General features: G+C 68.5%; 13 protein-coding genes. 6 read left to right on the top strand and 7 right to left on the bottom strand.

Features of this window, described 5'->3' with window-relative positions; translation table 11 throughout:
- The coding region (locus tag D7V97_RS21595) for an FIST signal transduction protein (RefSeq protein WP_120612548.1) at positions 1–866 on the top strand (866 nt) is incomplete at its 5' end.
- On the top strand, positions 806–3,355 hold the full coding sequence (locus tag D7V97_RS21600) for an ATP-binding protein (protein ID WP_120612549.1): 2,550 nt from the start codon (positions 806–808) through the stop codon (positions 3,353–3,355). The genes D7V97_RS21595 and D7V97_RS21600, both read left to right, overlap by 61 nt.
- Before the next feature lie 65 nt (positions 3,356–3,420).
- On the opposite strand, the gene D7V97_RS21605 is transcribed toward D7V97_RS21600, so the two are convergent.
- Positions 3,421–4,020: a hypothetical protein gene (locus D7V97_RS21605; RefSeq protein WP_120612550.1), complete on the bottom strand. Its 600-nt coding sequence runs from the start codon at positions 4,018–4,020 to the stop codon at positions 3,421–3,423.
- Positions 4,021–4,306: 286 nt separating this feature from the next.
- On the opposite strand from D7V97_RS21605, the gene D7V97_RS21610 reads away from it, so the two are divergent.
- Positions 4,307–4,777: a hypothetical protein gene (locus tag D7V97_RS21610; RefSeq protein WP_120612551.1), complete on the top strand. Its 471-nt coding sequence runs from the start codon at positions 4,307–4,309 to the stop codon at positions 4,775–4,777.
- Positions 4,778–4,952: 175 nt separating this feature from the next.
- Here D7V97_RS21610 and D7V97_RS21615 read toward each other — a convergent pair whose 3' ends face one another.
- On the bottom strand, positions 4,953–7,001 hold the full coding sequence (locus tag D7V97_RS21615; RefSeq protein WP_233583042.1) for a right-handed parallel beta-helix repeat-containing protein: 2,049 nt from the start codon (positions 6,999–7,001) through the stop codon (positions 4,953–4,955).
- 449 nt (positions 7,002–7,450) lie between these two features.
- Here D7V97_RS21615 and D7V97_RS21620 point away from each other — a divergent pair, with 449 nt between their 5' ends.
- Positions 7,451–8,977 carry an aldo/keto reductase gene (locus D7V97_RS21620; protein WP_158623427.1) on the top strand — a complete coding sequence of 509 codons (1,527 nt, stop codon included), beginning with the start codon at positions 7,451–7,453 and terminating at the stop codon, positions 8,975–8,977.
- Positions 8,978–9,013: 36 nt separating this feature from the next.
- Here the strand turns inward: D7V97_RS21620 and D7V97_RS21625 are convergent, their stop codons facing one another.
- The 4 genes from D7V97_RS21625 to D7V97_RS21640 all read right to left on the bottom strand — a co-directional run bounded on the left by D7V97_RS21625 (position 9,014) and on the right by D7V97_RS21640 (position 14,027).
- Positions 9,014–10,909 (bottom strand): RICIN domain-containing protein, encoded by a 1,896-nt coding sequence (locus tag D7V97_RS21625; RefSeq protein ID WP_120612553.1) that lies wholly within the window; start codon positions 10,907–10,909, stop codon positions 9,014–9,016.
- A gap of 124 nt (positions 10,910–11,033) precedes the next feature.
- Positions 11,034–11,780: a 2OG-Fe(II) oxygenase gene (locus D7V97_RS21630; RefSeq protein ID WP_120612554.1), complete on the bottom strand. Its 747-nt coding sequence runs from the start codon at positions 11,778–11,780 to the stop codon at positions 11,034–11,036.
- Positions 11,777–12,850, bottom strand: a complete 1,074-nt coding sequence (gene ada, locus D7V97_RS21635) for a bifunctional DNA-binding transcriptional regulator/O6-methylguanine-DNA methyltransferase Ada (RefSeq protein ID WP_120612555.1) — start codon at positions 12,848–12,850, stop codon at positions 11,777–11,779. The genes D7V97_RS21630 and ada overlap by 4 nt, the downstream gene beginning before the upstream one ends.
- A 151-nt stretch (positions 12,851–13,001) precedes the next feature.
- Positions 13,002–14,027: a deoxyhypusine synthase gene (locus D7V97_RS21640; RefSeq protein ID WP_120612556.1), complete on the bottom strand. Its 1,026-nt coding sequence runs from the start codon at positions 14,025–14,027 to the stop codon at positions 13,002–13,004.
- A 251-nt stretch (positions 14,028–14,278) separates the two neighbouring features.
- On the opposite strand from D7V97_RS21640, the gene D7V97_RS21645 reads away from it, so the two are divergent.
- The gene (locus D7V97_RS21645) at positions 14,279–17,563 is read left to right on the top strand and encodes a C45 family autoproteolytic acyltransferase/hydolase (protein ID WP_233583043.1); all 3,285 of its coding nucleotides are present in this window, start codon (positions 14,279–14,281) and stop codon (positions 17,561–17,563) included.
- A gap of 117 nt (positions 17,564–17,680) precedes the next feature.
- Entirely contained in the window at positions 17,681–18,571 is an 891-nt protein-coding gene (locus D7V97_RS21650; RefSeq protein WP_147444913.1) for a hypothetical protein, read from the top strand.
- A gap of 107 nt (positions 18,572–18,678) precedes the next feature.
- On the opposite strand, the gene D7V97_RS21655 is transcribed toward D7V97_RS21650, so the two are convergent.
- On the bottom strand, positions 18,679–19,602 hold a 924-nt coding region (locus D7V97_RS21655; RefSeq protein ID WP_147444914.1), incomplete at its 5' end, for an endonuclease/exonuclease/phosphatase family protein.

Raw genomic sequence — 19,602 nt, forward strand, 5'->3', positions numbered from 1 at the left:
GTGTGGATCCCAGGGGGGCCGGGCGCGCCGCGGTGGCACAGGCCGTCGAGAAACTGCCTCCCCTCCCGCCCGGACGCCGACGCGCGCTGATCGTCCTCCCGGACGCCCTGAACGGGAACCCGACGGAAGTCGTGCGAGGGGCGCAGCAGGAAGCGGGCGCGGGCGTCGGTTGGGCGGGGGGCGGCGCGGGAAGCAACCTCCGGTCCTTCAAGACGGCCCAGTTCGCTCAAGGAGAGGCCTACCGGGACCGGGTGGTGGTGATTGCCTTCGACGCCCAGGAGCCGATCGGCGTCGGCATCCAGCACGGCTGGTATCCGTACGGTCCACCGGCCCAGGTCACGAAGGCGTGCGGCACGATCGCCATCGAACTCGATTACGAGAGCGCGTTCGAGGTCTACCGGCGCACGGCCGCGAGCCGGGGCGTCGAACTGGACGTGCCGGGCTTCGCCAGCTTCGCGATGACCCACCCGCTGGGGATTCCCCAGGCCAGCGGCGAGTTCGTGATCCGCGACCCCATCTCCGTCGAATCCGACGGTTCGGTCCGCTACGTCGCGGAGATACCGGACGGCTCGCTGGTCCGGGTGATGGAGGGCACACGCGAGGATCTGCTCGACGCGGCGGCCGGTGCCGCCACCATGGCCCGGGAAGCCACCCCTGGCCCGCTGGGCGGCGCCGTGGTGTTCGATTGCGTCTCCCGCTACCTCATCCTGGGCGAGGGGGTCCGGGACGAGCTCCTGCGATTCCAGGAGGCGCTCGGAGAGGGCGTCCCGGTCGTGGGCTGTCTGACCCTCGGCGAGGTGGGGGCATGGAGGAGCACTGCGCGGACGACAGCCACAAGCTCACCGAGGAGCGGCTCGCCCTGCTGAGCGTGCTCCAGGAGCTCACCGTCGCCGCGCTCGACCTCTTCGATCCGACCAAACCCGCCGACTCCTTCCTGGACCGCGTCGCGGAGCGATTGGGGTGCATGGTCGCCCTCTGGCTCCAGACGGATGCACGGGGACGGAGCCAGCTTCAGGGCGCGAGCGGACTCTCCACGGCCTCCCGCCGACTCCCGATTCCGGGGCCCACCGGGGGAGGCCTGCCCTATCCGGAGCTCGCATCGCCGGGGCTCGTGCGTTGGTCCGTGCCCATCGCTGACGCCGCGCCGGGCACGGGGCACCTCTCCAGCACGCTGCTGCTGTACTTCGACCGCGAGCCGCATCTGCCACGGCAGTACCGGGGCATGGTGGAGCGACTGGGCAGCGTCCTGCGCACCGCGCTCGTCCACCGGCAGCTCTTCGCGCGGACCCTGGACAGCGAGCGCGATCTCCACCAGCAGAAGACGCTGTTGGAGTCCATGAGCGAAGCCTCCGTCGAAGGCATCCTGATTACCTCCCCGGACGGAAGGATTCTCACCCACAACCGCCGCCTCGTGGAGATGTGGGGACTGGAGGAGGAGATTGAATCCGCCTCGAACGAGGTCCTGCTCCACGCGATCTCGAAGCTCGTGGAGCAACCCGCCACGTTCATGGCGCGCGCATCCTCCTTCTTCGAACACGTCGAAGCGTCGGGACACGACGAGCTCCGACTCAAGGATGGCCGGGTGTTCGACCAGTACAACGCCCCGGTGATGAGCGCGGACGGTGTCTACTATGGGCGGGCCGTCTACTTCCGGGACATCACCGCGAGACAGCGCACGGAGCGGGAGCTCCAGCGCGAGCGTGACTTCAGCTCGGCGGTCCTGGACACGGCCCGCGCACTGGTGATCGTCCTGGATCCGGAGGGCCGGATCATCCGCTTCAACCGGGCGTGTCAGCAGGTGACGGGCTACACGTTCGAGGAGCTCCGCGGTGCGCAGTTCTGGACGCGGCTCCAGCCACCGGAAGACACGGAGCGGGTCGTGAAGAACTTCGCCGTGCTCGCGGCGGGCCAGGGGCATGAACAGTACGAGAGTCATTGGCTGACACGGCAGGGGGAGCGACGGCTCATCTCCTGGTCCAGCAACGTCCTTCGCGGCGAGACGGGAGCCATTGAGTACGTCATCGGGACGGGCATCGACATCACGGAGCAACGCCAGGCCGAGCGGGAGCGCGACCAGACCTTTCAGCGCGAGCAGCAGGCGCGTGCCCGGGCCGAAGCGCAGGAAGGCAGATCCGCGTTCCTGGCGGAAGCCTCCGGTCTGCTCGCCGGCTCGCTCGCCCCCGAGGACGCGCTGAGGAGCGTGGCCGCGCTGACCGTCCAGCGTTTCGCCGACGGGTGCACGGTCGACCTCCTGGACCACGACCATTCCTTCCTGCGGATCACCGAGGCCCGCTCCGAAGCGCTCCGCGCGATGTCACCGGAGCAGGTCCGCTGCGCGCCACCTGACCTCGACGAGGAGCATGGCCCTGGGAGGGTGCTCCGCCTGGGAGAGCCGGAGTTCTTCCCAGAGGGTTGCCCTTCCGAGGGGGGCATTGGGCTCGGGTCCTGGATGTCGGTGCCGCTGCTCGCACGGGGCCATACGCTCGGCGCCATCACCCTGGCCCGGTTGTCCGGCGGCGCCCCGTATGGACAGGCCGAGTTCGCCCTCGCCCAGGAGCTGGCCCGCCGCGCGGCGATGGCCGTGGACAACGCCCGACTCCTTCAGCAGGCCCAGCTGGCGATCGGGCTTCGCGATGAGTTCCTCTCCATTGCTTCGCACGAGCTGAAGACCCCGGTCACGTCCCTGCAGTTGTCCGTGCAGGGCTTGATGCGCCTCACCCGGACGGGGGCGCTTCGCACCGCGCCGGTGGAGACCGTGACCCACTCGCTCGAGGTCATCGAACGCCAGGCGAAGCGGATGGCGAAGCTCGTCAACACGCTGCTGGATGTCTCGCGCATCCATGCCGGGCGGCTCGACCTCGAACTCGAGGAGGTGGATCTCGCCGCGCTGGTCCGGGACATCGCGGCCCGCTTCGCTCCCGAACTGGCCACTGCGGGGACAAGGCTCCGGGTTCACGCCGACACTCCGATGCCGGGCGTGTGGGACCGGTCGCGGCTCGATCAGATCGTCACCAACCTGCTCTCCAATGCGATCAAGTACGGCGAAGGCAGGCCCATTGAAATCCGGGTCGAGGGCGACGCCGTGACGGCCCGCCTGGAGGTGAGGGATCAAGGCATTGGAATCCCGGCGGAGCGGCAGGGGCGGATCTTCCGGGCCTTCGAGCGTGCGGTGTCGTCGCGCCACTACGGAGGGCTGGGATTGGGCCTCCACATCGTGAGCCAGCTCGTCGATAGGCTGGGGGGCTCGGTGCGGGTCGAAAGCGAGTCGGGGCGTGGGGCCACCTTCACGGTGGAGCTTCCTCGCCGCGGGCCCTCCGTGTCTCCAGAGGGCCCGACAGCTCAGAGGGTGTCCTGACGGGTCCGGGGTTGCCTGTGACTGAAGATGGCTCCCGCCGACGTTGCGCGGCGGGCGTCCTTGCGTCAGCTCGCGCTCCCCACCACGTGGTCCTTGGTCATGCTCTTGACGATGGCCTCCGCGAGGCCCGGGACCTCTTTGTGCACGTCCGAGGACTCGTAGGTCTTGGTGTTCGTGCTCCAGAGCAGTTGTCCGTTCTCGCCTCGGGCATCGAAGAGGCTGACCTGCATCCGCGCCTCCTCCGTCACGGAATAGTCCGTACCGTAGGCCCCGTAGTAGTCGTAGTAGGACATGGCGGGATCGGGGTTGACCTCCTCATGGATCCCCGCGAAGCGCGCCACCAGGACGCTGTCGTACCCCTGGCCTTCGATGGCGCTCCGGAGCGTGTCCTTATCGGGCTTCGCTCCCGCAGGGAGGACGTCGGAGCTCTTGACGGCCTGGACGCCCTCCTCCGACAGCTTCGCCACCAGTTCCTGCTCGAGCTGCTGTCGGGTGGCTTCGCTCGGCACCATCGCCACGACGACGACCTTCTTGACGGAGGGGTGCTGGGCGAGTGCCGGGCTCTTCCAGGTCTTGCCGACGCTCGTCGAGGCACAGCCGGCGGCGAGCAGCATCGCTCCGATGAGCAGGGTGAATCCGAAGTGGGTACCGCGTCCTGTTTTCATGGCGTTGTCTCCTACGGAGGGCTGAGTGCCCTCCTTGGAAGAGGCTGAGGACGGGGCCGCCCGGGGACAAGGTCTCAACCCTCTCCACTCGCCTGCTACCTTCAACAGGGCTCCTCGAAGCACCAGGCGGCACCATTACATCGAGCCCGTGGCTGCCTGCTTGTTTCAGGGGGTGATGCACCGTCGCACCCGGGTGCGGTATGTTTCACGGGAAGCCGCTGACGCGATATCGCGTTCCCGGTGACAGGCTGCTGGCCCTGTGCTTGCCGGTTGAGACATCTCCTCTATGTACACCCTCGATGAAGCACTCTGGCCGCTGGTCGTCGTCCAGCGCAGCGGCACCACGACGGACCAGGAGATGGAACGCATCCTCCAGAGCCTTTCCAAGCTCATCAAGAGGCGCGAGCCCTATGTCCTGGTGATTGACTTCTCCCAGTCCCGTCCGCTGACCCATCCCCAGCGGATGATGCTGGCGGATCATCAAACCCAGCACGCCGACCTGACTCGTGATTACTGCAAGGGATTCTTCGTGGTGGTCAACTCGGCCACCGCGAGGCTCGCGAGGGCCGTCACCAGCTTCATCCGGCCTGCCGCCGACCAACATGAGGTGGTCGCGTCGTTGGATCAGGCGCTCGAGCGCGCCGCGCTCCGGTTCGAGCAGGCGGGGGTGCACATGGGTGCCTTCATTGCCCGGACCCACGCGCGGCGGCTGAAGTCCGGTCCGGCCACGGGTGGCGCGAGCGCCCGTCACGACTGAGGGCTTCCAGCCTGAAGTGTTCGGGAGGGTCCCCGTACTGTTGAGGTAGGCGACGTGTGGCGTGCCCGTCGCCGCGTCGACCGCCAGCACGGCGGTCGAAACGAAGACGCTGCCCGTGTTGAAGCCGGGACAGGTGACCTGCTCCGCGTCGGATCTGACAGCGTGAGCCGCTGCCTCAGCGGGGGCCGTAGAGGGGCAATGCCTCGCCTGCTTCGAAGGCCCCCAGGTCCGGCGCCAGCCCGGCGAAGCCTTCGTTGATGTTCGCGAGGGGCTGGCCGGCGTTCGCCGCGGCGGAGTCCGCGCGGATGCGCAGGTCCGGCGTCGGAGAGAGCGTCATCGGTGCGGTGGGGTAGGCCACCGCGGTGGAGAACGCCGTGAGGTCCACCTGCACCGCGTGCTGCTCGGTCGTGCTGGTGCGCAGGGCCTGGAGGCTGCTGAAGGTCGTGCCGCCCAGGCGGCCCGTGAAGGTGCCCGTGGTGGAGCCCAGGCCGTCATGGTCCAGGCTGGAGCTTTCGACCACCAGGTCGGGGACGTGCAACACCCGCCCCGTGCCGCTGCTGTAGCCATTGAAGGTGCCGCCTGCGCCCCCCAGGAAGAGGTTGTTGCGGGTGTAGAGCCCCGCCACCGGCCGCCCCGCGTAGACGCCGAACGCGTCTCCGTTCTTCACCACCGTGTTGTGGAGCAGCACGTCCCCGGTGCTGCCCCGGTAGGGTTTGAAGGCCAGGTGGACCGCGTTGTAGATGGCATTGCGAATGAAATACGTGGGACCGCCCAGGCCTGGCTGGGAGGACAGCGCGATGAAGTTGTGGGTCAGCCGGTTGCGGACGATGCGGCAGTTGTGGGAGCAGAAGTCCGCCTCGATGCCGTCGTCCGCGTTGCCGCTCAAGTCATTGTTCAGGATGTCGATGCTGTACTGGTCGACGGCCTCGTCGTCCTCCAGCAGGGAGATGCCATCCCGGAACCCCGTCACGCGGTTGTGCAGGATGACGTGGCCCGGGCCGGTGACGGCGATGCCCTCGCCCAGGTTGTCCCCGTTGACGCCGAGCGAGGCCTCCGCCCACTGCGTCAGGCCTGTCACCACGTTGTCCGCGATGTATGCGTTCTCCGCGCGGGCATAGGTCACGATGCCGTCACCAGCGAAGGTGCTGCTGGCGTTGACCGTGCAACGCTGGATGACGACGTGCCTGGAGCCGTTGAAGCGGATGCGACCGTTGACGGTGAGCCCCTCCAGGTGGACCCAGGCCTGGGTGAAGAGGTTGATGGCGCCGTTGATCACCACCCCCGAACCGCCCCGGACGACGACAGGCTTTCCTTCGGTGCCGCTCCGGGACCAATCAAAGCCAGGGTAGGTGCCCGCGCCCAACAACAGGATGTCCCCTGGCTGCGCACCCGCGGCGACGCTGGCGAACGTGGCGGGTGTCACCGCCTTGATGGGGGCGTTGGCCATGGGGACCGGCACCGGCCGCGTGGTCGCGGTCGCGGTGCGCGTGGTCGTCCCGCCGTCGGGGTCCGTGAGGGTGAGCTCCAACTCGTAGGACGTCCCGGGCTGGAGGTCGAACACGCTGCCGGAGTGGCGGGCCGTCCAGCTGAAGCCCTCGTTGCTGCCCGCCGCAATGCGGCGCAAGGGCATCGCTTCGCGCCAGGGGAGGGTGCCCGAGGGGCGGTAGCGGACCGTCACCACGCCGTTGGCATTGGCATCCCCGCTGAATGCCCACTCCACCGTCAGATGGTTCAGGGTGGGGAAGGGGAGGCTCGTGGCTCCCGCCACCGTGGCGTTGGCGCCGCCGCCCCCTCCGCTGGCGAGGGTGGTGGCGCGAGCGGTGGCGGAGGCCGCGCTGGTGTTGCCCGCCGCGTCGAAGGCGAGCACCCGGTAGCCGAAGGCGGTGCTGGCGGGCAGGCCGGTGTCCGCGAACGGGGGCGACGTCACGGTGCCCACCAGGGCGAAGTCCAGACAGCCCGCGCCCTGGCACCGCTCCACGCGATAGCCCGTCACCCCGACGTTGTCGGTGCCGGGCGTCCAGGTGAGGGAGAGCTGCGACGCCGACACGGCGCTGGCGACCGGGGCCTCGGGGGCCGACGGCGCCTGGGTGTCGGTGGCGATGCTTCCTCCATCCGGGAGAAGCCCTGCATCCACCTCGCCTTGCCCATCGGGGGTGCCTTCATTGCAGGCGAGACAGGACAGCAACCCCAGCACAAGGACCTGACGACGGGAGGGACGGTTCATGGACGCTCACGCTCTTTCGAGAGGGATCCGAACACCATGAACCCGCGCCGGGGATTCTCCCAGGCCTATGTGTCGGGAGGCGTGTTTCCGCCAGGTCGGGACCCGACACCGGCGCCGCAGGTTTCCAAGAAGGTGAAGAAGAAGAGGACCCCCAGGCTCCTCATGACAGGGCAACCCTCCCGGTCCTGTCCTTGCGCGAGACGCGCTGCCGATGCTTGCTGCGGGTGTGACAGCTCGGGCGCGTGGGGTTTCGCGTGCACGGAGGCCTGTCACGTCCACGGCTCAAGGGGCCCTCCATGTTCTGCCGACGCTGTCACAAACGCGCGAATCAATGCCTCTGCCGTTCGGGCCCGCAGCTTCGACCGGTCGAGCGCGGCTCCATCGCGGGCCCGAGCGGTCAGCTTCCGATGGGGCTCGCACGCCCCCGCCGTGAAGCGCCGTCCGCGCTCATGAGGGAGTTCGCCGGACGTGGCCTCACCCAGGCCTTCGGCACGGACGTGGGCCTGACCCGGCCGGCCGTGGAGACGCAGCGCATCGTCGGCCAGGCCCTGGACGCGGGCTACCGGCTCCTCGACTGCGCGCTCCTCTACGGTTCATTCCGAAGCGTCTGTGCTGCCTTGAAGGAGCGAGACCTCGTCGATGACACGTTCATCATCTTCAAGGTGAAGCCCACGGAGATCTCCGAGCTGAAGGGGGTCTTCCGGCCGCTGGGGCGGGCGCCGGACCTGCTGATGCTGCACGAGATGGCCGCGACCACCGCCAAGACGGTGATTGCGATGGGGGAGCTGGCCAACCGGATCCGCGGCGGGAGCGCGCGCTACCTGGGGCTCAGCAACGTCTCCACCGTGGAGGAGCTGCAAACGCTCTGCGAAGCCGCCCAGGGCTTCCGTGTCCCGGTGTCGTGCGTCCAGAACCGATGCAGTCCGTACTACCAGGACACGGAGATCCGCCGGTACTGCCGCGAGCACGGCATCGTGTACCTCGCCTACGGGCTGATGGGCAGCCGGCAGCAGGGCGCCTGCCATGATGAGGGCTACGGCCTGCCCACGCTGTACCTGCTGCCCACCCAGGACCCGCGGCTGGAGGCCCTGGCCCAGAGGCTCCAGTTCCGGGACGAGGACCGGCTCCGGCCGGCTTCGACGGGCGAGCTGCTGCTGTACTGGGCGTCGGCCCAGGGCATCATCCCCGTGGCCTTCTCCACGAACAACGAGCGGGTCCGGTACAACCTGAACGCGAGTGAGATCAGCGCCGTCACCACGCTGCGGGCCATGGAGGTGCTGTTCAGCGAGCCCCGGATGGACGGTGTCCGCGCGACCCTGACGCGCAACCCGCCAGTTCGCGCGCTCTACCTGTCGTTGCGAGACCCCACGGCGTGGTGGCTCCTGGACGAGGTGTTCCGTGTCGCGGGGCCGCTGCTGACGGCGCTGGCCGAGCGCGCCGGTCCGGGCTCCACCGTGGCCCTGCGGAACATGGTCTACAACCTCATCCGCTTCGTCGGAGACCTCCAGTCCAATGACATGCCCTGGCTGGACATGCTGCGTGACGAGTTCCGTCAGTTCGACACGGCCTACCGCGTGACGGCCGACGTGGACGCGAAGCGGCGCCTCTTCGAGCTCTGCTACGAGTGGTTGATGAAGGACGCGATGGCGGGTGGCGGCGTGAAGGAAGCGCTGGATCGGCCTGCGGAGATCCGCGGCGGCGACTATGTGCCGGATCGCCCGGTGACGGCCACGGGGCGGGTCGCGAAGGGGCAGTCGGCCCGGCTTGTCGAAAGGCCGCCCCCGGTGGGCACCCTGCTCACCCTCAAGGCGGATGATCACTCCACCTTCATGGAAGGCTACGACCCCGTGTTGTTCGCCCACCTGGCCGCGAACCATGTCTACGACGTGAGCTACTGCGGGCAGCAAGCCATCACGGTCCGGATCCTGACGGCGGGCTCCCGGCCCACGGCGAGAGTCATTGAACCCGAGGAGTAAGCCTGGGGCGGGTCGCCGAGGGCGCGGGAACCGGGCTCACTGCAGGTAGACCACCAGGCTCACGGGGCTCTGGTACAGCGTGCTGTACGGTGTCGACGTGCCGGCCGTCACCGAGTAGCCAGGCATGGTGCTCGTGTTGCTGGAGACCGTCACCACCTGGTCCGTTCCCGTCTCCGGGGTCACGAGCCCCGCGACGAAGATGCACGAGCCGGGCAGCCCGCTCGCCGTGAGGGTGAAGGTGACCGCCTGGTTCGCGGTCGTGCCCCGGCTGTCCCAGGAGCCCTCCTGGACGACGTATTGGGCGGAGCCGCCCAGCGGCGCCGCGGTCTGCTGTCCGGTGGTGCCCAGCACGGTGGTGTGGGTGAAATTGGAGACGGCCTCGACCGTGACTGCATTGGGCGTCTGGTTCACGACGGTCAGGATGAAGCAGTCCGCCTGCGTCTCGTTCTTCTCGTAGGTCGCGAACGGCCAGAGCGTGGCGTTGGTGAAGAAGATCTCCGGGATGTAGCCGGTGTTCCAGATGAGCTGCATCAGCGGGTCGGGCGCGTAGCCGCTGCCGTCGGACCTGGCGAGCGCGTAGACGGTATACAAACCGTTGGGGAACGACTGCACCCAGTACGCCGAGGTGGGAGTGATTCCCCCGGTCACTGAGTTCATCGTGCTCTCATCGAGCCCCGTCCAGCAGTAGATCTCGTAGGCCGCCGGCAGCAGGATCTGGAAGGCGGACAGCATGTAGGCGTTCGTCGCGGCCGGAATCAGGTCCGGTCCGTGCTGTACCGGCCAGGCCAGGGACTGCGGCCCCGTCGCGAGGATCTGCTGCTCCACCGCCTGAAGCATTCCCCAGTCTCCCAGGATGGCGGCCTCCTGCTGGACGAGGCTGCTCAGGATGCTCTCGAAGTTGCCGCTCAGCGTCCCCCAGAGTTGCACGATGGGAACCTGGAAGGGATTGGGGCTCACCGCGCCGTTGGCCACCGCCGTGCCATAGGCGCACGACAGCAGGTTGGCCACCACGGAGAAGACCACCCATCCTTCCGGGTCCATGACGTTGAGCGCGGCGTAGGCGAGTCCCTCCAGGAACGCTCCGACCTTGCCGCTCACCGCGGTGCTGGGATCCTGGATCTCCGCCGCGGCGATGGCCTGGTTCAGCCGGTAGCCATCATCGAGGAACAGCTCCGTGTAGTAGCTCTGGAAGAGCTCGAAGAGGCGCCGGACGTCGGCCGCCGCCCGGAGCTCCGCCGCCAGCTGCGTGCGCACCGTCTCGAAGTCCGTGGTCGTGAAGTCGCTGCCACTGGCCTGGGGAAGCGCCTGGAGATCGGCGCGGCGCTGGCCGAGGTCCACCGACAGGTTGGAGTAGAGGGACCGGAAGTCGAACGTCGCGGGGTTCTGGTTGTAGAGCGCCGCGAGCTGGGCCTGGATGAAGGAGAGCGCCGCGGCCAGGGCCGGGGTGCCGCCGGTGCCGGTGTAGTCCGGGAACCCGGTCGCGGGCTGCTGGACGATGGTGTTCAGCTGATAGCCTGGAACCGCGACCCACTGCTGCGTGGCGGAGCCTTCCACCTTCTGGTTCACCACCACCTGGTTCGTCATGACCCCATTGGGGTTGATGTCGAGCACCACGCCGAGATTGCTCGTCAGGCAGCCGTCGCTGGTGAAGGTCCAGAGCTCGTTGGGTGCGCCTCCCCCCCACGGCCAGGTGATCACCGCGGTGCCATTGGCGGCCACGCCCCAGAAGACATTGAGCGCCTGACCGGTGAGCTTGCTCCGGATGGAGCCATCGCTCCCGATGAGCCAGAACTGATTGTCGGTGGCCACCTTGTTCGGCGGGTACACGTCCACGGCGGCGGTGGGGTACGGGACGCTGTGGTAGACCTCGAGAACCTGCTGGGTCCCCTGATTCACGATGAGCTGGTACCAGGAGGGGCTGTCGTCGGCCATGGGGGACTCTTGTGGAAGAGGGGAGAGCCGGGGATGCCGGCGCCCTCAAGACTTCACACAAGCCGAATGTCCCGTCGACTTATCGATTCCATCCCGTGGGCAACGCGGGCTGCCCCCCGGCGCTTCAGGCCGCGTCGTGGAAGATGATGCCTGCCGTGTGTCTTTGTCCTGAACGCACCCGGCTCACGCCGTGCCGGAGGTTGACGCGGTAGGTGCCTCGCGTGCCCTGCACCGGCCGGTGGTGCACCGCGAAGACCACCGCGTCACCCTGCCGCAGGGGCACCACTTCCGGCCGGGACTGCATCCGGGGACGCTGCTCCGACAGCACGAACTCGCCGCCCGTGAAGTCCCGTCCCGGCTCGGACAGGAGGACGGCCACCTGGAGCGGGAAGACGTGCTCCCCGTACAGGTCCTGGTGCAGGCAGTTGTAATCATCCACGCCGTAGCGCAACAGCAGGGGCGTGGGCCGCACCTGTCCCGCCTGGTGACAGCGCGCGAGGAAGTCCGCGTGCGCGTCCGGAAACCGCACGTCGATGCCCATCGCCGTGTTCCAGCGGTTCGCGAGGGGCGCGAGGTTGGGATACAGCGCGGTCCGCAGCTCCGATACCAGCTCCGGTAGGGGATATTCGAAGTATTGGTATTCGCCCCGGCCGAAGCCGTGACGTGCCATCACCACGCGGCTTCGAAACGCGTCCTCCACGTCGTACAGCAGCGCCAATGCCTCGCATTCCTCCGCGGTGAGCAGCTGGTCCACGACGGCGCAGCCCCGCGCATCCAGCTCCCGCTCTACTGCATCCCACTCCACCGCGCGCACGCGCTGGGCAATCCCATCCACCGGGTGGACCACGAGCGCACCGCCCCGCGCGCTCATCGGTTCGCCTCGCGCTCCAGCAGCACGCGCTTGCGCTCCACGCCCCAGCGATAACCCGACAGGGCCCCGTCGTGGCGCACCACCCGGTGGCAGGGAATCACCACCGCCAGGGCATTGGCACCGCACGCCTGCGCCACCGCGCGGACCGACTTCGGTGAACCAATCCGCTGCGCGATGTCCGTGTAGCTCGCCGTCTTCCCCGCTGGAATCTCCCGCAGCGCCTGCCACACGCGCTGCTGGAACGCCGTGCCCCGCACGTCCAGCGGCAGATCCAATCCCACGCCGGGGGCCTCCACGAAGCCGACCACGCGGGCCACGAGCTTCTCGAACTCCGCGTCCCCGCCTACCAGCGTCGCCTGCGGGAAGCGGTCCTGGAGGTCCTTCGCCAGCGCGTCGGGGTCTTCCCCCATCAGGATGGCGCACACGCCCCGGTCGCTCGCGGCCACGAGGATGGGGCCCAGGCTGCACTCGCCAATGGCGAAACGGATTTCAGTGTTCGTGCCGCCTGCTCGGAAGTTCGTCGGTGTCATGCCCAGGACCTGGCTGGAGGTTTCGTAGAAGCGACCGCTGGAGTTGAACCCGGCGTCGTAGATGGCTTCAGTGACGGAGCCGCGCCGCGTGAGCCCGTCGCGGATCCGCTCGGCCCGGTGCGCCGCCGCGTAGCCCTTCGGCGTCAGCCCGGTGACGGCCTTGAACACGCGGTGCAGGTGGTAGGGGCTCATGCCGGCCCGGTCCGCCAGCTCCTCCAGGCTCGGGGGCTGTTCGGCGCCCTGGATGAAGCGGCACAGCTCGGCCACCTGGTCCGCGTGCCGCACGGCGAGCGAGGGCTGGCCCGGCTTGCAGCGTTTGCACGCGCGGAAGCCCGCCTGTTCCGCCGCCGCCGTCGTGGCATGGAAGGCGACGTTCTCCGGCCGCGGTGTCCGGGCCCCGCAGGACGGCCGGCAGTACACGCCCGTCGTCCGGACGGAATAGAAGAAGCGTCCATCCGCTTCCGCGCTGCGTGCGACGACCGCCGGCCAGCGCGGGTCGCCCAGGGTCGTTGCCGCGAGGGCCTCCACCTTCGTCTTCATCCGCGGTGCCTCCCGTTGCGTGCGGTCCCCATGACCACGCCAGGAAACTAACCCCAGGGCCCCGGGCAAGCACTCCGTGTCTTGCGCTCGAATTCGGGAAGAGCGCCCCCGCGCCCCGGAAGGTCCAGGGCGCGGGGGGAACCGCCAGGGTTCAGCGGCAGGCGTCCACGAGGCGGCGTTCCGGCCGCTGCTCCCAGCCGCGCTCATGGAACGCGGCGCCCACCACCAGCGGCATCGTCACCGTGGCCTCGCCGTACACCATCTGTTCGTGCACGGTGGACACCTTGCCCCAGCTGCTGGCCTCGCGCAGCGTGGAGCCCGACAGCGCGCCGTCGCGCTCGTCCGCCACGGTGAGCTGCACCGCGTACTTGTGCATGGACACCGGCTGATCCACGAAGTCCGCCGCCACCACGATGTCCTGGGCGAAGTTCTTCGGCACACCGCCGCCCACCATGAACAACCCCGAGTCCTCCATCCGGAGCCGGCACTTCGTCAGCTCCAGGAAGTCCCTCGCGCTGTCGATGGACACCTGCGGCTTCCCGGCCCGGTGCCACTGGTGGTGCACCAACCCGAAGCCCGCCGAGCAGTCGCTGAACGCCGGGCAGAAGATGGGCACGCCCGCCTCATGCGCCGCCAGCACCACGCTGTCGCGCGTCTTCCCGTGCTTCACCAGGTACGCCCCCATCTCCCCGATGAACTCGCGCGACGAGTACGGGCGCGGCTCCAAGCCGGCGGCGATGTGCGCGATGGTGGCGTCGCACTCGCGCAATTGGTCCTCGTCGATGTACGTGTCGTAGATGCGGTCGATGTGCAGCTCGCGCAGCGCGTTGTCGTCCGCGTCCGCGCGGCCCTTGTAGTGGTGGAAGCCCAGGGCCTCGAAGAAGTCCTGGTCCACGATGAGCGCGCCCGTGGAGACGATGGCGTCCACCATCCGGTGACGCACCATGTCCACCACCACCTGCTTCAGCCCCGCGGAGAACAGGCTGCCGGCGAGGCAGAGGATGACGCCGCACCCGGAGTCACGGAGCATGGCGTCATAGAGGGTGGCGGCGCGGTGCAGGTTGCGCGCCTGGAAGGCCATGTGGCCCATGGCCTGGACGAGGGGACGCACATCCAGCGCCTTGATGTCGATGTGCTGGATGGTGTCGCGGAGCAGCGAGGACTTGTCGGTTGTCACGGCGGGTGTACCCAACGGCCTGGATGGAGGTCGGGTGGCCCTGGGCCGACAACAAGCGCCACCCGAGACGTCCTACGGTCCGGCCCGCGAACGGGGGGGACCGCCATCGGAGACGTCAGGTGGCGTGCGACCCCTGTTCTCTACCACGCCAGCCAGGCAGGTGGCGAACAACAGACGCCTGCACGCTCGCGGGCGGCGTGACAGGATGCCGCGCCCCACTTCCCAGGTTCCCAAGCTCCCAGGTTCTCACGATGAGCAAGCCAATGCCCCACCTCCAATTGATGTGGAAACGCTCCCGTCTGCTCTGGCCCTCGCTGCTGGCCTGTGTGGCCGCCCCCGTCTGGGCGGCCCCCGCGCCCGTCGCCGTGCCCAACGCGGGCTTTGAAGCCTCCGCCACCGCGGGCCTCCCCCAGGGTTGGACCGCGTCCGGCCAGGGCAAGGTGGCCACCAGCGCCGACGTGAAGTCGGAGGGCGGCCGCGGGCTCGTCATTGAAAGCCCCCAGGGCGGCGCGGAGACGACGGTGCAGTCGGAGCCCGTGAAGCTCCAGGTGGGCCGCCTCTACCGGCTGAGCGCCTGGGTGCGCACCCGGGGCGTGCAGGCGGATGCGCAGGCGCGCTACCCCACGGCGCTGGGCGCATGTCTGTCCATGCAGAGCTTCCCCTTCACCAACTGCTCTCCGCCGCAGGGCGCGGACGCGAGCGGCCGGGTGCAGGTGATGTTCTTCGCCACCCAGTCCAGCGACCGCGTGCAGGCGCACCTGGGCCACAACGGCAAGGCCACCGGCACCGCGTGGTTCGACGACGTGAAGCTGGAGGAGGTGGACGACATCACCGCGTACGTCCCCATGGAGAGCGTGCGCTGGGCCGGCAAGGGCTTCCGGTATGACGACGGCGGCTGGGTGTACGTGCACATCGAGGGCGAGCCCTACGAGCGCGGCCGGCAGTTCGGCGAGCTCGTGTCGCAGGAGATCGTCCGCTACATCGACAAGCTGGGCGTGCAGAAGGACAAGGCGGACTCCGCCAAGGGCTGGGCGCAGGTGCGCCTGCTCGCGGACTCGCTCTTCCTGCGCCGCTTCGACCCCGAGTACCTGGAGGAGATGAAGGGCATCGCCGACGGCGCCAACGTGGCCGGCGCGAAGTTCAAGGGCCCGGACGCGAAGGAGCGCGACCTGGACCTGCTGGACATCGTCGCGCTCAACTCCGCCGTGGACCTGGGGCAGTTGGAGGACGCCAACCGCGTGACGGCGTCGCCGCTGTCCGGGCGCACCTTCCTCAAGGGCGAGGACGAGAACGGCCGGGCGGGGGAGGGGGACCACTGCTCGTCGTTCGTGGCGACGAAGTCCGCGACGAAGGACGGCCGCGTCGTCATGGGGCAGATCTTCATGTGGAACGGCTACACCGGCGTCCACTGGGACGTGGTGCTGGACGTGCAGCCCACGAAGGGCCACCGCTTCGTGATGCAGACCTTCCCGGGCGGCATCCACAGCGGCGCGGACTGGTTCCTCAACGACTCCGGCATCGTCATTGGCGAGACGACCGTGGGCCAGACGCCCTTCAACATCGACGGCACCCCGCAGAGCAACCGCATCCGCAAGGCCGCGCAGTACGCGTCGTCCATCGAGGACGTGGAGCGCATCCTCAAGGACCGCAACAACGGCCTCTACACCAACGACTGGACGCTGGCGGACACGAAGACGGACGAGGGCGCGTGCCTGCTGCTCGGCACCGCGAAGACGCGGCTGTGGCGCACCGGCAGCAAGGGCAAGGCGTCCGACACGCCCGGAAACCTCAAGGACTTCATCTGGGCCAACAACAACAACCGTGACCCGGAGGTCCGCAAGGAGTCCGTGCCCAATGCCAGCAACGCCCCGGTGGACCTGGCCTTCAACACCTGGAACCGCGACATCGCCTTCCAGGAGGCCTATGCGAAGCACGGCAAGGGCGGCTTCGACGTGGACACCGCCACGCGGATGATGGCGTCCAGCCCCATCAACCGCCCCCACGCGTGTGACGGCAAGGTCACCACGTCGGAGATGGCGGAGAAGCTGATGTTCCTGGCCCACTACGGCAAGACGACGCTGCGCGAGAAGATGGTGGGCAGCAAGTGGATTCCGGACCTGCCCGGCGCCACGCCGCACCTGTCGCTGGGCTACACCGCCTTCAGCCCCATCTACGTGGCGGACAAGCTCAAGGCCGCGAAGGCGCAGAAGAAGCCCGAGCCCAAGGTGGAGACGCCGAAGAAGGACTTCGCCCGCGTGAAGGACGCGCTCAGCTTCGATGAGAAGAAGCTGTGGGCGAACACCGTGTTCCCCGCCACGGACGCGGACAACTGGTTCGGCAGCGGCTCCGCGGCGTACTGGACCCTGCTCAAGGACCTGCCGGAAGGGGATGACCTGTCCAAGGCCTTCGACGCCCAGCGCGACGCGCTCGCGGAGCTCAATGCCCGCTACCTCTACGTCACCGCCCGCGAGGGCGACGTGGTGCCCACGGCCGCGCGCACGGACTACGGCAAGTACGGCCCTTATGCCGTCCCGCGCATCAAGGGGACGTACCTCTTGCACCAGCTGCGGCTGACGCTGGGCAACGCGAAGTTCGCGCAGGTGATGTCCGCGGTGCACGGGCGTTTCGCGAACAAGAAGCTGTCCACCCAGGACTTCATCAAGACCGCGTCGGAGGCGGCGGGCCGGGACGTGGGGCCGCTCGTGAAGCAATGGGTGGAGCGCGGAGGTTTGCCCGCGCCGCGCCTGACCTCGCGAGCCCAGAAGGCGAAGGAGGGCTACGAGGTGACGCTGAAGGTGGACCAGTCCGGCAAACCCTGGCAGTTCGCCGCGCTGGTGGAGGTGCAGACGGAGAAGGGCGCCACGCTGGAGCGCGTGGAGGTGAAGGGCGGAAGCGACACCTTCACGGTGAAGGTCGCGGACAAGCCCGTGCGCGTGGTGTTCAACGTGGGCAACGACATCCCCGTGGCCCGCGAGCGCTACCAGACCCTGGCCAACACGCTGGACGACTGGGAGAAGCTGCTCTTCGTGTACGGCTCCGCGCACCAGGTGGAGTCCATGCGCACGCTGGCGCTGAACTACCGCGAGCAGCTGGCGGACGCGTCGCCGGAGAGGCTTGCGCCCTTGAAGCCGGACGCGGAGGTGACGGACGCGGAGCTGGCGGACCGCGACCTTGTCGTCTTTGGTGGGGCGGAGGACAACGGGCTGCTCGCGCGGCTCCAGGCGGAGAAGAAGGTGCCGGTGGAGCTGGGCCGGCGCTACTTCCGGTGGCAGGGCAAGACGTATGGCCGAGCGGATGACGGCCTCGCATTGGCATTGCCCAACCCCTGGAACCCGAAGCGCACGCTATACCTCTTCGTCGCGAACAGCGGCCTGGAGCTGTGGCACATGACGCGTACGTTCCAGCGCGGCCTCCAGAGCTGGGCCCTGTTCCGCGCGGGCGAGGTGAGCACCAAGGGCTTCCACACCCCGGACAGCCTCACCCAGGAGCTGTCCGTGGACCTGCCCGCGCCCAAGCTGGGCATGCTCACGCAATAGCAGGCTGCTGAAGGACCCCGGTGCGGAGTCGCTCTCCCGCACCGGGGCAGGATGTCTTCCAATCAGGGCCGGTGTCACTGGCATGTGATACAGAAAACTCCTCACCTGGAGACTCCCATGCGTCTACGCGCCCTTGCCTTGACCTGCTTCGCCGCGCTCGCGGCCTGTGACAACACCCCCATCGAATCCGAGTCCACGGAGGAGCTGGGCGTCAGCACCGCCGCGGAGACGGCGACCCGCCTCTACGCCACGGTGGGCGACAACGAACTGAGCTTCGAGACGCTCGGCACCTTCGAGCAGCGTGACGGCGTCCGCGCCCTCGTCATCCGCGCCACCGCGAACCGCTACCTCGCGGACGTCTACAGCTACGTCCCCGATGACCTCTTCGGCGACGCGAACATCATCAGCGAGCGCCGGTTCGAGATCGTCCTGCACGACGGCTACGAGCTCAACACGGTGCTCTCGGGCCTGCCGCTCTTCGTCAACGTCTTCACGAACACGGGGACGCCGCGCTCGTACACCGCGCGCATCGTGGTGGCTCCGCGCTTCTTCGACTTCCGCGGCTCCTCGGGCATCTGGATCGACGAGGAAGTGACTCCCCGCTACGTCGTCCAGCCGAACAACAACCTCCTGTACCGGGGCCACGCCTCGGTGTCCGGGTACGTCGACTGGCTCACCGTCACGGCGCCCGACGGCATCCCGTCCGTCTACGGTCGGCCCAACTACCGCCTCGACTGGTCGTACCCGACGCTCCAGCAGGCCATGGACCCGCACACGGTCCCGCTCAACTTCAGCGCGGGGGGCGATAACGGCGCGACGATGCAGAAGACCGCCCGGCTCGTGGCGCGCGTGACGGAGCTCGCGCTCACCGACGGCGACGCCTACGAGGTCTGGCCCAGCCCGCCTTGCGACCCCGTCGTCTCCAACTGCTACCACTCGCAGCCCGCGGGCACGACGGACTTCAGCCAGTGCGGCACCTACCGTCAGGTCCTGCGCTGCACGTACTGAGGTAGAACTCCACGTCGGCCTGCACGAGCCGCGTGCAGGCCCTTCCGTCTCGACCTGGAACTGATCCAGCGGCGTGGTCGGGCGCTCGGAGCAACCCAGGCCGCGCGTCAGCCCTTGTCCTTCGGGCGGCTCACGGTGAAGGTGACGATGTTGTGATCCGAGCGGCCGGTCGGGCCGGACTTCACGTTCGTGACCTGGCACCCGTAGGACATCGCATAGTCGATGCGGGCGTCGCCGTGGGACTTCACACCCCCGTGGGTGGTCATCCCCGCCTGCTGGGCGATCCAGCCGGGCGACCACTTCCCCTTCGTCGTCTCCGGCTCATTCCAGTCACCGCCGATGAGCAGACCCTGGTCGGGCTTTCTCTCGATCTGCCGCTTCGCGAAGGCGAGCAGCTTCTCGGAGAGCGACTTGTAGGTACTCACCCGGTTCGGCGGCCCGACGGGTTGCCCGCCCTTCCAGTCGACCGAGGGCGGCTGATGGGCCGAGACCACCTTCAGCCAGCCCGCGAGCTGGACCGCGGTGGCCGCCCGCGGTGGGGCATGGCCGCCGCGCACGGTGTTCCAGCCGCCGCCCTCGCCCTGGATGGACAGGCGTTGTCTCTCGAGCAGGCTGTCCTTGACGAGGATGCCCGTCTCGCCATGGTCCTTGGCCCCGGGGAAGGTCACCAGGTGGTAGCCGGGGATGTTCTCCAGGGCCTTGTGGTAGCCGTTGATCTCTTGAAGCTGGACGAAGTCGAGGTCGTTGCTCTTGGCGAACTTGCCCAGCCACTGCTGCACCTGCTTGGGATCGCGGTCGCGCTCGACGTTGTAGGTCGCGCCCTTGAGCTTCGACGGGGTCTTGCTGTCGCTGTCGCCGGCCTGGCTGGCCTGGGCGGCGGTGGCGCCTTCGGTGCTGGGCGGGTTGGCGGTCTTGGCGTCGAAGCGGTCGTCGGCGGTACCCTTGAGGTAGCCTTGCGACTTCAGGCGCTCTTCGACTTTCTGAACGCGGTTGCCGGTGGAGCCGACGTGGAGGTGGGGGCGGTGGTGGGG

The sequence above is a fragment of the Corallococcus sp. CA053C genome, assembly GCF_003611675.1.
Lineage (GTDB): Bacteria > Myxococcota > Myxococcia > Myxococcales > Myxococcaceae > Corallococcus.

Coding starts and splice junctions, on each gene's coding strand:
- D7V97_RS21600 (WP_120612549.1), top strand. CDS start 806: ATGGAGGAGCACTGCGCGGACGACAGCCACAAGCTCACCGAGGAGCGG.
- D7V97_RS21605 (WP_120612550.1), bottom strand. CDS start 4,020: ATGAAAACAGGACGCGGTACCCACTTCGGATTCACCCTGCTCATCGGA.
- D7V97_RS21645 (WP_233583043.1), top strand. CDS start 14,279: ATGAGCAAGCCAATGCCCCACCTCCAATTGATGTGGAAACGCTCCCGT.
- D7V97_RS21630 (WP_120612554.1), bottom strand. CDS start 11,780: ATGAGCGCGCGGGGCGGTGCGCTCGTGGTCCACCCGGTGGATGGGATT.
- D7V97_RS21615 (WP_233583042.1), bottom strand. CDS start 7,001: ATGAACCGTCCCTCCCGTCGTCAGGTCCTTGTGCTGGGGTTGCTGTCC.
- D7V97_RS21610 (WP_120612551.1), top strand. CDS start 4,307: ATGTACACCCTCGATGAAGCACTCTGGCCGCTGGTCGTCGTCCAGCGC.
- D7V97_RS21620 (WP_158623427.1), top strand. CDS start 7,451: ATGAGGGAGTTCGCCGGACGTGGCCTCACCCAGGCCTTCGGCACGGAC.
- ada (WP_120612555.1), bottom strand. CDS start 12,850: ATGAAGACGAAGGTGGAGGCCCTCGCGGCAACGACCCTGGGCGACCCG.
- D7V97_RS21625 (WP_120612553.1), bottom strand. CDS start 10,909: ATGGCCGACGACAGCCCCTCCTGGTACCAGCTCATCGTGAATCAGGGG.
- D7V97_RS21650 (WP_147444913.1), top strand. CDS start 17,681: ATGCGTCTACGCGCCCTTGCCTTGACCTGCTTCGCCGCGCTCGCGGCC.